This window comes from Streptomyces sp. DH24 (assembly GCF_029813775.1).
Taxonomy (GTDB): domain Bacteria; phylum Actinomycetota; class Actinomycetes; order Streptomycetales; family Streptomycetaceae; genus Streptomyces.
The window spans coordinates 1-13,211 of sequence record NZ_JARVKW010000025.1 but is presented as its reverse complement, the minus strand read 5'-3'; the positions used below and the strand labels follow the sequence as shown (position 1 = coordinate 13,211).

Here is a 13,211-nt window from a genome sequence, read left to right as displayed (position 1 = left end):
CTGATAGGTATGCGGTAACCGCTTTCCCGGGGAGGCACCGCAGTGTCCGCGATCCGCGCCCGCATCACCGCCCTCGACACCCACGACGTCCGCTTCCCGACCTCGCGCGAGCTCGACGGCTCCGACGCCATGAACCCGGACCCCGACTACTCGGCCGCGGACGCCGTCCTGCGCACCGACGCCGCCGACGGGCACGAGGGCCACGGCTTCACGTTCACCATCGGGCGCGGCAACGACGTGCAGGTCGCCGCGATCGACGCGCTGCGCGGCCACGTCGTCGGCCGGTCCGTCGACGAGCTGTGCGCCGACCCGGGCACGCTGTACCGCGATCTGACGGGCGACAGTCAACTGCGCTGGCTCGGGCCCGAGAAGGGCGTGATGCACATGGCGATCGGCGCCGTCGTCAACGCGGCCTGGGACCTCGCCGCCAAGCGCGCCGGCCGGCCGCTGTGGCGGCTGCTCGCCGACGCCGAACCCGAATGGCTCGTCGGCCAGGTCGACTTCCGGTACCTCACCGACGCCCTCACCCCCGACGAGGCACTGGACCTGCTGCGCCGCGGCAAGGAGGGCGCCGCGGAGCGCACCGCGCGGCTGCTGGAGCGCGGCTACCCGGCGTACACCACCTCGCCCGGCTGGCTCGGCTACGACGACGAGAAGCTGAGCCGGCTGGCGGCGCGGGCGGTCGCCGACGGCTTCACCCAGATCAAGCTGAAGGTCGGCGCGGACCCCGAGGACGACCTGCGGCGCTGCCGCGTCGCCCGCTCCGTCGTCGGCCCCGGTGTGCGCATCGCCCTCGACGCCAACCAGCGCTGGGACGTCGGCGAGGCGATCGACCGGACGCGGGCGCTGGCCGAGTGCGACCCGTACTGGATCGAGGAGCCCACCAGCCCCGACGACACCCTCGGGCACGCGGCGATCCGCCGGGCCGTCGCCCCGGTGAAGGTCGCCACCGGCGAGCACGTCCACAACCGGATCGTCTTCAAGCAGCTCCTCCTGGCGGGCGCCGTCGACATCGTGCAGATCGACGCGGCCCGCGTCGCCGGGGTCAACGAGAACCTCGCGATCCTGCTGCTGGCGGCGAAGGCCGGAGTGCCCGTGTGCCCGCACGCGGGCGGCGTCGGGCTGTGCGAACTCGTCCAGCACCTGTCGATGTTCGACTACGTCGCACTGTCCGGCACCACCGAGGACCGCGTCATCGAGTACGTCGACCATCTCCACGACCACTTCCTCGACCCGGTGGTGATCCGCGCGGGCCACTACACGGCACCCACCGCGCCGGGCTTCTCGGCGGCGATGCGGCCCGAGTCGATCGCCCGTCACACCTACCCCGGCGGCACCTACTGGGCCGCGGACGCCGACCGCACGCGCAAGGAGGCGGCATGGGCGACTTCACGGGCCTGACGGCCCTGGTGACCGGCGGCGCCTCCGGCATCGGACGGGCCACCGCCGAACTCCTCGCCGAACGCGGCGCCCGGGTCGCCGTCCTCGACCTGGACCCGTCGCCGGTCGGGCCGCCCCTGCTGCCGTACCGCGCCGACGTCGCCGACGACACGTCGGTGCGCGAGGCGGTCGCGTCCGCCGTGACCGCCCTCGGCGGCCTCGACGTCCTGGTCAACAACGCCGGCATCGGCGCGCAGGGCACCGTCGAGGACAACCCCGACGCGGAATGGCACCGCGTCCTCGACGTCAACGTCCTCGGCATGGTCCGCACGGCCCGCGCCTGCCTGCCGCACCTGCGTCGCTCCGCGCACGCCGCGATCGTCAACACCTGCTCCATCGCGGCGACCGCGGGCCTGCCCGGGCGCGCCCTGTACAGCGCGAGCAAGGGCGCCGTGCTCGCCCTCACCCTCGCCATGGCCGCCGACCACGTCCGCGAGGGCATCCGCGTCAACTGCGTCAACCCCGGTACGGCGGACACCCCGTGGGTCGGCCGCCTGCTGGACGCGGCCGACGACCCCGCCGCCGAACGCGCCGCCCTGGAGGCCCGCCAGCCCACCGGCCGCCTGGTCGACGCCGCCGAAGTCGCGGGCGCCGTCGCCTACTTGGCGAGCCCGCTGTCCGGCGCCACCACCGGCACGGCCCTCGCCGTGGACGGCGGCATGCAGGGCCTCAGGCTCCGCCCGGAGCCACGGTGACCGGGGCCGGCGCGAGCAGCGGCGGCGGCGCGGCGACCGGCCGCCTCGGCCGCAGCGCCGTGCGCGTCAGCCGACTCGGCTTCGGCGGGGGCGCCATCGGGAACCTGTACGCACCGCTCACCGACGAGCAGGCGCACGCCGCGCTGGACGCCGCCTGGCGCCAGGGCATCCGCTACTTCGACACCGCGCCGCACTACGGACTCGGCCTGTCCGAACGCCGCATCGGCGCCGCCCTCGCGGCCCGCCCCCGCGCCGAGTACACCGTCGGCACCAAGGTGGGCCGCCGCCTGGAACCCGCCGACGGCACCGGCGACGACCTGGCCAACGGCTTCGCCGTCCCCGCCACCCACCGCCGCGTGTGGGACTTCACCGCCGACGGCATCCGCCGCACCCTGGAGGCGAGCCTGGAGCGGCTCGGCCTGGACCGCGTCGACGTCGTCCACCTCCACGACCCCGACGACCACGCCGAAACGGCCTTCCGCGACGGCTACCCGGCGCTGGAACGGCTGCGCTCCGAGGGCGTCGTCGGCGCCATCGGCGTCGGCATGAACCAGACGGAGATGCTCACCCGCTTCGTCCGCGACACGGACGTCGACGTGGTGCTGTGCGCCAACCGCTACACCCTGCTCGACCAGAGCGCCCTCACCGACCTGCTGCCCGCCGCGCGGCGCCGCGGCGTCTCGGTGCTCGTCGGCGGCGCCTTCAACTCCGGCCTGCTGGCCGACCCGAGACCCGGCGCCACTTACGACTACGCCGCCGCACCCCCCGCCCTCCTGGAACGCGCCCTGCGCCTGAAGGAGATCGCCGAGCGCCACGGCACCACCCTGCGCGCCTGCGCCCTCGCCTTCTGCGCCGCGCACCCGGCCGTCGCCGGCGTCCTCGTGGGCGCCCGCTCGGCGGCCGAGGTCGACGACTGCGCCGAGCAGTTCGCGGCACCCGTGCCCGCGGCCCTGTGGGCGGAACTGCGCGCGACGGGCCTGCTCCCGCCCGAGGCGCCCGTACCGGCCGGGGAGCCGGGGTGACCGTCGACGCCCACCACCACGTCTGGGACCTGTCCGTACGGGACCAGGACTGGCTCACCGGCCCTCGACTGGCGCCGCTGCGGCGCGACTTCACGGCGGAGGAGTTCGAGGTCGAGGCCCGGGCCGCCGGAGTCGTCCGCAGTGTGCTGGTGCAGACGGTCACCGTGCCCGAGGAGACACCGGAACTCCTCGCCCTCGCGGCCCGGCACGAGCTGATCGCGGGCGTCGTCGGCTGGACCGACCTGACGAGCCCCGGCGTCGCCGACGAACTCGCCCGGCTGCGTGAACTGCCGGGCGGGCACCACCTCAAGGGCGTCCGCCACCAGGTCCAGGGCGAGGCCGACCCCCGCTGGCTGCTACGGCCGGACGTCCGCCGGGGGCTCGCCGCCGTGGCCGACGCGGGCCTGGTGTACGACCTCGTCGTCCGCCCGCACCAGCTGCCCGCCTGCGCCGAGGCCGCCGCCGCGCACCCCGGCCTCACCTTCGTCCTCGACCACCTCGGCAAACCGCCCGTCGCCGACGGCGCCCCCGAACCCTGGGCAGGGGCCGTGCGGCGCCTGGCCCGGCTGCCGAACACCGTCTGCAAACTGTCCGGCCTGGTCACCGAGGCGGACCCGGCCTCCTGGACGGTGGCCGGCCTGCGGCCGTGCACGGAGGTGGTCCTGGAGGCGTTCGGCCCCCGGCGCCTGATGTTCGGCTCCGACTGGCCCGTGTGCACCCTCGCCGCGCCCTACGCCACGGTGCTCACCGCCGCCCGCGAGCTGACCACCGACCTGAGCGGCCCGGAACGCACGGCCCTCTTCGAGGAAACCGCGACCAGGACCTACACCCTCTGAACAGCCCAGGGCGCCGCACCGTCACCGGCGCGCCCGCCCCGCGTTGCCCCGCCGACCGCCGACCGCCGACCGCCGACCGCCGACCGCCGACCGCCGACCGCCGACCGCCGACCGCCGACCGCCGACCGCCGACCGCCGACCGCCGACCGCCGACCGCCGACCGCCGACCGCCGACCCGGCCACGCCCTCGCGTCCCCTGCCTTTACGCCCCGCGCCGCGGCCCCGCCAACCGCGTGGGCGGCAGGTACTCCCGCACATACGTCCGCTGCCAGCACGCCCCCGTCTCACGCAGTTCCCGCCAGGTCGTGAACCGGTAGCGGAACAGCCGGGCCCGCACGAAGCGCGGTGGCCGGTCCGGCGGGAACGGGGACGCGCGCAGTAGCCGCAGGGTGGCCCGGTCGCCCTCCAGCAGGCGTTCCACGAAGGTCCCGAACCACGACCCGGCGTACGCGGGGGAGAGGGCGGCGAACCACATCATCCAGTCCAGCCGCAGGTGGTAGGGCGCGAACTGGCGCGGCCAGCGCCGCGGATCGCCGGGCTTGCCCCTGAACTCGTACTCCCGCCAGTCCGAGTCCTCGCGCGGCACGTCGTCCCAGGTGCCCTCGACGACCACCTCGTGACGGACGCGGCTGACGCTGCCGAACGCCCCGTAGGTGTTGACGAGGTGCAGCGGGTCGAAGGACCGGTTCATCACCTGGCGGCGGGAGATCATGTTGCGGACCGGGCGGTGGCTGAGCGCGACCAGCCCGGCGGCGACCGCCAGGACGATGACCTCGTACCACAGGGGGGCGCCGGGCACCCCGGCCGGCGCGTCGCCCGGGAAGCGCACCGCCGACAGCGCGAGCACGATGGTGATCCAGTTCAGCCAGGAGAAGTTGCCGGACAGTACCAGCCACAGCTGGGTGACGATCATCAGCGCGGCGGCGGCCGAGGCGACCGGCTGCGGCGTGAACAGCAGGAACGGCACCACGAGCTGCGTCACGTGGTTCGCGGCCACCTCCACCCGGTGCAGCGGCTTCGGCAGGCGGTGGAAGAACCAGCTCAGCGGGCCCGGCATCGGCTGCGTCTCGTGGTGGTGGTCCAGGCATGTCAGCTTTCGCCAGCACTCGTCGCCGCGCATCTTGATCAGCCCCGCGCCGAACTCCACGCGGAACAGGATCCAGCGCAGCAGGAACAGCACCACGACCGGCGGCGCCACCTCGTCGTTGCCGAGCAGGACGGCGACGAACCCCACCTCCAGCAGCAGCGACTCCCAGCCGAAGCCGTACCAGGTCTGGCCGACGTTCACGATCGACAGGTACAGCGCCCACGGCACCAGCCACAGCAGCATCGCGCCCCACAGCGGCAGGAACCCGTCGAGCCCGGCGAGCAGCGCCGCCGACACCGCGCAGCCCGTCCAGGCGCACGCGGCGAACAGCCGGTCGGAGTAGCGCCAGTGGAACAGGCTCGGCGCCTGCCGAAAAGGAACCCGGGCGACGAACCGGGGCACCGGCAGCATCCCGCGCTCCCCGAGCAGGGCCCGGAACTGCAGGGCCGCCGTCAGGAACGCGACCAGATAGACGGCGGCCAGCGCGCGCTGGAAGACCAGTCGGCTCAGCCAGTAGTCGGATGCGGTGAACCACTCCACGGCCGTGGGCTCCTCCCTCCGGTGCCACGCGGGCGCGTGCGCCGCGGGACGGGGTCACTCTCCGTGTACCACCGCGGTGCTTGCGCAACCAGGGCGAGCAAAGCGGACAATAGGGGGCGAACAGTGGTCGGTGTGGTCGCGCTCCAGCGACTTCCCAGGCGAAGGGGTCGGACAAATGCTGGCAAGGTGGGCCCATGGCTGACCGGGGAGCGAGCGCCCTGTCACCGTCGGACGGCTGGCCCGCCCACTCGGAGCCGATCCTGGCGCTCAACCGCATGGGCAGCTTCGACTGGGACCTGGACGCGGGCCTGTTCCACATGGACGCCCAGGCCTTCGAGGTGTTCGACCTGCGCCCCGACGAGTACGACGGGCACCCCGAGAGCCTCGCCGTGCGCGTCCCGCGCACCGAGGGATACCGGCTCGACGGCCTGGTCTCCAGCGCCCTGAAGGACGGCAGCGAGAACTACGGCACCTACTTCCGCATCCGCTGCCGCGACGGCACGCTGCGCTGGACCCACACCCAGGGCTACATCCGGCGCGACGAGACCGGCCGCCCCCGCCGGATCGTCGGCATCGTCCGGGACGCCACCCGGGAACTGGCCGAGCTCGCCACCCGCCGCGACCAGGCCGTACCCGACGAGGCGCACCGGCAGCAGACCACCACCGTCCAGGTCGCCACCGCCGCGCTCGCCCACGCCCGCACCGTGGACGACGTCATCGACGTCCTGCGGGACACCCACGGCATCACCCGACTGGGCGCCACCAGCCTCGTGATGGGCCTGGTGGAGGCCGGCCGCATCCGGCTCGTCGCCGACGGACCCGACAACAGCTTCGTCCCCGGCACCCGGATCACCCGCGTCGACGAGCCCTACCCCATGAGCGAGGTCGTACGGGACCTCAGTCCCCGCTTCATCGAGTCCCCGGAGGAGTTCGCCGAGCGCTATCCGCTGCTGTGGCCGCGCATCACCCACCTCGAGGTGACCTCGGCCGCCTACCTGCCGCTGATCGCGCAGGCCCGCCCGATCGGCGCGATGGGCCTGCTCTACAGCGACCGGCACGGCTTCTCCCCGGAGGACCGCGACGTCCTGATCGCCCTCGGCAGCAGCATCGCCCAGAGCCTCCAGCGGGCCATGCTCTACGAGCAGGAGATGGACCTCGCGCAGGGCCTCCAGCAGGCGATGCTGCCCCGCACCATCCCCAGCGTGCCCGGCGCCGACGTCGCCGTGCGCTACCGCGCCGCCAGCATCGGCGGCGCCCTCGGCCGCGACATCGGCGGCGACTGGTACGACCTGATCCCGCTGCCCGGCGGCCGTGTCGGCGCAGTCATCGGCGACGTCCAGGGCCACGACACGCACGCCGCCGCCGTCATGGGCCAGCTGCGCATCGTGCTGCGGGCCTACGCCGCCGAGGGGCACCCGCCGGCCACCGTGATGGCGCGGGCCTCCGTCTTCCTCCACGAACTCGACACCGACCGCTTCGCGACCTGCCTGTACGCCGAGGCGGACCTCGCCACCGGCGTCGTCCAGGTGGTCCGGGCCGGTCACATCGACGCCCTGGTGCGGCAGGCCGACGGCGAGTGCCGGGGCGTCCACGTCGAGGGCGGCCTGCCGCTCGGGCTGTCCGCCGAGTTCGAGAGCCTCGACTACCCCGTCGGCACCGTGGAGCTCGACCCCGGCAGCACGCTCGTGCTGTGCACCGACGGGCTCGTGGAGCAGCCCGGCACCGACCTCGACGAGGGCATGAGCGACCTCACCACGCTCGTCCGCACCGGCCCCGTCGACGTCCGCGCCCTCGCCGACCGGCTCATCGACGTGGCCGAGGAACGCGGCGGGGACGACGACGTGGCCCTGCTCCTGCTGCGCCGCCGCGTCCCGGACACACCGCAGTCCGGCGGCCGGGTCCAGCAGCACGTGGCACCGGGCGACGCCGAGGCGCTCGCCGAGGCCCGGCACCTGGTCCGCGCCGCCGTCCGCGCCTGGGGCGCCGCCGACCTGAGCGACGAGATCGAGCTGGCCGCCGACGAACTGATCACCAACGCCCTGATGCACACCGAGGGCGCGGCGGTCGTCACCCTGCGCCTGCTGACGGGCCCCGACCGGCGGCTGCGCGTCGAGGTCGAGGACTCCTCCAGCGCCCTGCCGCGCCGCCGTGACGCGGGGGAGGGCGCCGTGTCCGGGCGGGGCCTGCTGCTGGTGGAGCTGCTGTCCGACAGCTGGGGCGTGGAGGCGCGCGGCGGCGGCAAGTGCGTGTGGAGCGAGTTCCTCACGCCCACACGAACCTGACCGCCGGACCCGCGATGGGCCCGCCCGGCCGGCCTCCGATCGCCCGCGCGGACCTGACCGCACACGCCCCGGGTGGCACTCTGGACGTATGCCGGAACTCCCCGAGGTCGAGGCGCTCAAGGACTTCCTCACCGAGCACCTCGTCGGCCACGAGATCGTCCGGGTGCTGCCCGTGGCGATCAGCGTCCTGAAGACGTACGACCCGCCGCCGAACGCGGTGGAGGGCCGCGCGGTCACCGCCGTGCGCCGGTACGGCAAGTTCCTGGACCTCGCCACGGACGGCGGCCCGCACCTGATCACCCATCTGGCCCGCGCGGGCTGGCTGCACTGGAAGGACCGCCTCCCCGACGGCCCGCCCCGCCCCGGCAAGGGCCCCCTCGCCCTGCGCGTCGCCCTGGACAACGGCGCGGGCTTCGACCTCACCGAGGCGGGCACCCAGAAGCGCCTCGCCGTCTACGTCGTGGCCGACCCGCAGGAGGTCGCCGGCATCGCCCGCCTCGGCCCCGACCCGCTCGCCGACGACTTCGACGAGGCGCGGTTCGCCGGGCTGCTGAAGGACGAGCGCCGGCAGCTCAAGGGCGCCCTGCGCGACCAGAGCCTGATCGCGGGCGTCGGCAACGCCTACAGCGACGAGATCCTGCACGCCGCGAAGATGTCGCCGTTCAAGCTGGCCGCGTCCCTCACCCCCGAGGAGACCACCCGGCTGTACGAGGCGCTGCGCGCCACCCTCACCGACGCGGTCGAACGCTCCCGGGGGGTGGCGGCCGGGCGGCTGAAGGCGGAGAAGAAGAGCGGCCTGCGCGTCCACGGCCGCACCGGCGAGCCCTGCCCGGTGTGCGGCGACACGATCCGCGAGGTGTCCTTCAGCGACTCCTCCCTGCAGTACTGCCCGACCTGCCAGACGGGCGGCAAACCCCTGGCGGACCGCAGGCTGTCCCGGCTGCTCAAGTGACGCGCGGGCCCCTGTACGGTGCGGCCCGTGCCGGCCGCCGCGTTCGCCGTCCGGCTCACCCGCCGGGCGGTGAGTGCAGCGTCACCAGATGCTCCCCGCCCGACGTGCGCACCTCGTACCGTTCGATCTCCTCGGGGTGCAGGGCCGCCCCGCCCCGCACGGTGTTCGGGCGGGCGTCGTGCCGGGGGACGCGCCAGCTGGTCACCGTCTCCTCCGAGCCGTCCCGGCCCACGGCGATCAACCGGCAGGTACGCGGTCCCGCGCCGTCCTTGACGGTCAGTTCGACCCCGCTGCCCCAGGTCCTGTCCTCGGTCGTCAGCCGCGCCCACACCCCGGACCGCTCGTCGGTCGCCGTGACCCGCACCGGGGTGGGCCCGCCCCGCGCGTGCAGCGCGACGGCGGGACCGGCCAGGGCGACCACCACGGAGGCGGCCGCCGCGCACAGCATCCGCCGGCGTCCCGTCCGGCGCCGGGCGGCGACCACGGACAGCAGGAGGTCCAGCAGCCGGCCGCCGGGGCGGGCGACCGGGGTCACGAAGCGGGGCGTGGCCCGCCGGTAGAGCAGCAACTGCCGGGCGGTCGGCGCGAGTTCGGTCACCCGGGCGGTGCAGCCGGGGCACTGGAGGAGGTGGTCCTCGAAACGGAAGGCCTCCGCCTCGTCCAGCACGCCGAGCGCGTACGCGCCGACGTCGCGATGCCTTTCCAGGGACCTCATGCCGAATCCTCGTGCGGTGGGGAGCGGGTGGGACGTGGTGCTCCCACCGGTACGCACCCGGCGTCCGAATCATTCAAGGTCCGGACGGAAAACGCGGCCAAGGCATCCGGAGCGGTCCGGCCCCTGGACCGGTCCCGTTCCGGGGAAACCCGAGCGGGCTAGAAGAGGTGGATCGCCAGGTGGCCCAGCGGGAGTCCCAGCTGCCACGCGGGCGTCCACACCTTCGGTCCCTCGTCCTCGCCGACCACGGGCGCGCCGCCCGGCACCGCGTTCAGGTCGGGCGCGAGCAGCTCGGTCTCCTGCAGCCAGCGCCAGGCCGCCTCGGCCAGCGCGAGATCCGGTGCGGGACGCCCCGAGGCGGCGGCGTCGGCGGCGAGCTCGGCCAGCCGCTCGCGCACCCACTCCTGCCACGGCTGGTCGTACGCCGTGAGCGACAGCCAGGTCTCCAGCTGGGTGACGACGCGGATGCCGGACAGTTCGCCGTCCGTGTCGGACAGGAAGACGGTCAGCGCCAGCGCGTCCCGCCCCGCGCGGAACTCGAAGGACGTCGGCGGCATCAGGTCGCCACTGCGCAGCAGTTCGTCGGCGATGTACTCGGCGTACAACCAGGCCATGGGGACGGTCAGTTCACCGTCCGTGCTCTCTCGACCTCTGTGCTGCATCCCTTCCTGCCTTCCTCCGGATACGTGCGCGTCGCCCGAGCCGGTCCCCGGTCCGGAACACGGATGGGAACAGCCGATTACTCAACCGGGGTCCTCAGCAAGGCGCTTTACGGAGGTTTGACTCAACGGTCTGTTTCACCGCAGGTCGGTGGCGTAGCCCGGAAGCACCCGGCGCAGGGCGCGCAGCGCGTAGTACGCGCGGGACTTCACCGTACCGGGCGGGATACCAAGGGTTTTCGCAGCTTCCGCCACACTCGCCCCCTGGAAGTACACGAGCACCAGTACTTCACGGTGCTCCGGCGTGAGTGTCTTCACAGCCTTGCGAACGTCGAGTGTCGCCGCAGCCCGCTCGGCGTGGTCGGCGCAGACCCGGGCGTTCTCCAGGACGGCGTCGCCGACCTCGGGCGGCCGGGCCTGCCGGGCGCGGCGCGCGTCTATCGCGAGCCGTCGTCCCACGGTCAGCAGCCACGGCCGTACGGAGTCGAAGTCGTCGGCGCGCAGGGCCTCCGGGTGCTGCCAGGCACGCACCAGGGTCTCCTGCACCAGGTCCTCGGCGCGCTGCCGGTCGCCGTCGCAGAGCCGGAGCAGCAGCGCGAAGAGGGGCCGGCCGTGCTCGCGCTGCAGCGCGGCGAGCTCGTGCTCGGCGGTCGTCCCGCTCGTGATGGTGGTTCCGGCGTTCATGGCCGTATGGCATCGCAGGGCGCTGCCGGGGGACAGGCCACGCACACGAGTGTGCGACGGACGGTCGATCGCGTCGATGAACGGTACGACGAACGGTCGGCGAACCCGTTCGCGCACGCCGGACGGCCTAAAACGCGTGTCGGAGCCACCCATCACCCCAAGCGGATTCTTACCTGTTTATCCGTAAATACGACTACGGCGGGGTGAGTGATGATCGCACGCAGACGGCAGGTGGCCCTGGCGCTGACGGCGCTCCTGGTCGCGGGAGCGGCCTGTCAGGCCGACCGGCAGGAACAGGCCGGCGGCCCGGCCCCCAGCGAGTCCGGCTCCTCCCGCGGCTTCACCCTGGTCGCCTCCGGTGACGTGCTCCCGCACAGCAACATCATCGAGCGGGCACGCTTCGACGCGGGCGGCAGCGGCTACGACTTCGCCCCGATGCTCGCCGGCATCCGGCCCGTCGTGTCCGGCGCCGATCTCGCCCTGTGCCACATGGAGACCGTGTACGGCGCGGACGGCGACTACACCGGCTACCCGCTGTTCAAGTCCCCGCCCGAGGTGGCGCGCGGCCTCGTCGACACCGGCTACGACGGCTGCTCCACCGCCTCCAACCACACCCTCGACGACGGCGCCGCCGGCATCGGCCGCACCCTCGACGCCTTCGACCGCGCCGGGCTCCGGCACGCCGGTTCGGCGCGCACCGAGGCCGAGGCCCGCACCCCCACCGTCCTGCGCGCGGGCGGGGCGTCGGTCGCCCACCTCGCCTACACCTACGGCACCAACGGCATCCCGGTGCCCGAGGACCGGCCCTGGGCGGTCAACCTGATCGACGAGGACCGCATCCTGGCGGACGCGCGAGCCGCCCGGCAGGCGGGCGCCGACGTGGTCGTGGTGTCCCTGCACTGGGGCACCGAGTGGCAGGACGCGCCCGACCGGCAGCAGCTCACCCTGGCCCGGACCCTGACCGCGTCCCGCACCGGGGGCCGCCCCGACATCGACCTGATCCTCGGCACCCACGCGCACGTGCCGCAGGCGTACGAGAAGGTCAACGGCACCTGGGTGGTCTACGGCATGGGCGACCAGATCGCCGGCTCGATGGTGAACCACTCGGGCGCCCGGGACCCGCGCGGCAACCAGTCCACCGTCGCCCGCTTCACCTTCGCCCCGCCCGCCAAGCCCGGCGGGCGCTGGAAGGTGACCCGCGCCGAGTTCGTGCCGCAGTGGTTCGACGTGGACGCCGGCCGGGTGGTGAACCTCAACGAGGCCCTCGCCCGGGGCGCCGACGTCCGCGCCGTGCGGGACCGCATCCGCGAAACGACCCTCAGCCGCGGCGCGGCGGCCGACGGGCTGGTGATGGGGCGGTAACGGCGGACGTCCCTGTCGAGCGGGTGTCCCGGGCGGTTCACCCGACGTCGAATTCGACATCGACATCGACGTCGGGTGAACCGCGGTATTTCGCTTTCGCCACCTCTTCGCGATCGGCAGTCGCCCTGAGGCGGTCATGACGGGTCAGGGCCCGGCCCGGGGGAAGCGCCACGCACGAGGTTCCGCGACGGGCTACGGGACCACGGTCACCGGCCAGCGCCCCGCCTTCACCAGCCGCACCGCGACCGAGCCGACGAACCGGTGGCCCGCCTGCTCGGACGCGCCCACCACGACGGCGTCCGCCTTCAGTTCGTCGGCCGCCTTCACCAGGCCGTTGTAGGGATCGCCGCGGAACGTGTGGAACTCCCAGCGCACGTCGAATATCCCCCTGACCCGCTCGGCGGCCTCCCGGATCTGCGCCACCAGGTCCTCGGCGATCTCGTCCGTCGTGCCGGCGACCGGCGCGCCGAGCGCCGCGCCCGCCGCCATGACCGGCTGCACGTACACCACGGCGAGCAGCGCCCGCTGCCGCCGGGCCAGACCACCGGCGTACGCCGCGGCCCGCAGGGACGACTCGGAGCCGTCCATGCCGACCACGATGACCTTGGGCCCGTCCGTGCCCCGTTCGAACCGGTGGGGGTGCTGTTCCGTCACGCGGCCGAGGCTACCGCCCGGCCCCGCCCGCCACCCCGGCGGGCGCCACCCCGGCGGGCGCCACCCGGCGGGCGCCACCCCGGTGGGCCCCACGCCGCGTCCCGCTCCCGCGCCGCGAGGGCTCGGCCGTGCGGGTGGAATCGTGCCGCCGCACCGGTGTCGTCGGCGAGCGCCGGTGCCGTACCGGGCGACTGATGAGTCAAGAAGAAGGATCAGTTGCTCACGCGACGCCGGGCGCTGCTCGCCGGCGCCGGCGCTCTGGGGGCGGCCGGCACCGCCGGTG

12 protein-coding genes are annotated in these 13,211 nt (G+C 74.2%); 7 read left to right on the top strand and 5 right to left on the bottom strand.

Features of this window, described 5'->3' with window-relative positions:
* Window positions 1-42 precede the first annotated feature (42 nt).
* Genes QC282_RS20520 through QC282_RS20505 form a run of 4 tightly spaced genes read left to right on the top strand, consistent with a single transcriptional unit; the run spans window position 43 to window position 3,993 of the window.
* Window positions 43-1,401, top strand: a complete 1,359-nt coding sequence (locus QC282_RS20520) for an enolase C-terminal domain-like protein (RefSeq protein WP_279550975.1) — start codon at window positions 43-45, stop codon at window positions 1,399-1,401.
* Window positions 1,380-2,135 carry an SDR family NAD(P)-dependent oxidoreductase gene (locus QC282_RS20515; RefSeq protein ID WP_279550974.1) on the top strand — a complete coding sequence of 252 codons (756 nt, stop codon included), beginning with the start codon at window positions 1,380-1,382 and terminating at the stop codon, window positions 2,133-2,135. The genes QC282_RS20520 and QC282_RS20515 overlap by 22 nt, the downstream gene beginning before the upstream one ends.
* On the top strand, window positions 2,132-3,157 hold the full coding sequence (locus QC282_RS20510; protein WP_279550973.1) for an aldo/keto reductase: 1,026 nt from the start codon (window positions 2,132-2,134) through the stop codon (window positions 3,155-3,157). The genes QC282_RS20515 and QC282_RS20510 overlap by 4 nt, the downstream gene beginning before the upstream one ends.
* A complete protein-coding gene (locus QC282_RS20505; protein ID WP_279550972.1) occupies window positions 3,154-3,993 on the top strand; it encodes an amidohydrolase in 840 nt (279 codons plus the stop codon). Before QC282_RS20510 ends, QC282_RS20505 begins: the two co-directional genes overlap by 4 nt.
* A gap of 202 nt (window positions 3,994-4,195) precedes the next feature.
* Here QC282_RS20505 and QC282_RS20500 read toward each other — a convergent pair whose 3' ends face one another.
* The gene (locus QC282_RS20500; RefSeq protein WP_279550971.1) at window positions 4,196-5,620 is read right to left on the bottom strand and encodes a lipase maturation factor family protein; all 1,425 of its coding nucleotides are present in this window, start codon (window positions 5,618-5,620) and stop codon (window positions 4,196-4,198) included.
* A gap of 194 nt (window positions 5,621-5,814) precedes the next feature.
* Between QC282_RS20500 and QC282_RS20495 the strand changes: the two genes are divergently transcribed.
* Window positions 5,815-7,902, top strand: a complete 2,088-nt coding sequence (locus QC282_RS20495) for a SpoIIE family protein phosphatase (RefSeq protein ID WP_279550970.1) — start codon at window positions 5,815-5,817, stop codon at window positions 7,900-7,902.
* An 88-nt stretch (window positions 7,903-7,990) separates the two neighbouring features.
* Window positions 7,991-8,854, top strand: a complete 864-nt coding sequence (locus QC282_RS20490; protein WP_279550969.1) for an Fpg/Nei family DNA glycosylase — start codon at window positions 7,991-7,993, stop codon at window positions 8,852-8,854.
* Between the two features lie 55 nt (window positions 8,855-8,909).
* Here the strand turns inward: QC282_RS20490 and QC282_RS20485 are convergent, their stop codons facing one another.
* The 3 genes from QC282_RS20485 to QC282_RS20475 all read right to left on the bottom strand — a co-directional run bounded on the left by QC282_RS20485 (window position 8,910) and on the right by QC282_RS20475 (window position 10,912).
* Window positions 8,910-9,569 carry a zf-HC2 domain-containing protein gene (locus QC282_RS20485; protein ID WP_279550968.1) on the bottom strand — a complete coding sequence of 220 codons (660 nt, stop codon included), beginning with the start codon at window positions 9,567-9,569 and terminating at the stop codon, window positions 8,910-8,912.
* Window positions 9,570-9,727: 158 nt separating this feature from the next.
* On the bottom strand, window positions 9,728-10,231 hold the full coding sequence (locus tag QC282_RS20480) for a hypothetical protein (RefSeq protein ID WP_279550967.1): 504 nt from the start codon (window positions 10,229-10,231) through the stop codon (window positions 9,728-9,730).
* A 135-nt stretch (window positions 10,232-10,366) separates the two neighbouring features.
* A complete protein-coding gene (locus QC282_RS20475) occupies window positions 10,367-10,912 on the bottom strand; it encodes a sigma-70 family RNA polymerase sigma factor (RefSeq protein ID WP_279550966.1) in 546 nt (181 codons plus the stop codon).
* A 210-nt stretch (window positions 10,913-11,122) separates the two neighbouring features.
* On the opposite strand from QC282_RS20475, the gene QC282_RS20470 reads away from it, so the two are divergent.
* Window positions 11,123-12,274: a CapA family protein gene (locus QC282_RS20470; RefSeq protein WP_279550965.1), complete on the top strand. Its 1,152-nt coding sequence runs from the start codon at window positions 11,123-11,125 to the stop codon at window positions 12,272-12,274.
* Between the two features lie 192 nt (window positions 12,275-12,466).
* On the opposite strand, the gene QC282_RS20465 is transcribed toward QC282_RS20470, so the two are convergent.
* Window positions 12,467-12,928: a universal stress protein gene (locus QC282_RS20465; protein ID WP_279550964.1), complete on the bottom strand. Its 462-nt coding sequence runs from the start codon at window positions 12,926-12,928 to the stop codon at window positions 12,467-12,469.
* Window positions 12,929-13,211: the final 283 nt, after the last annotated feature.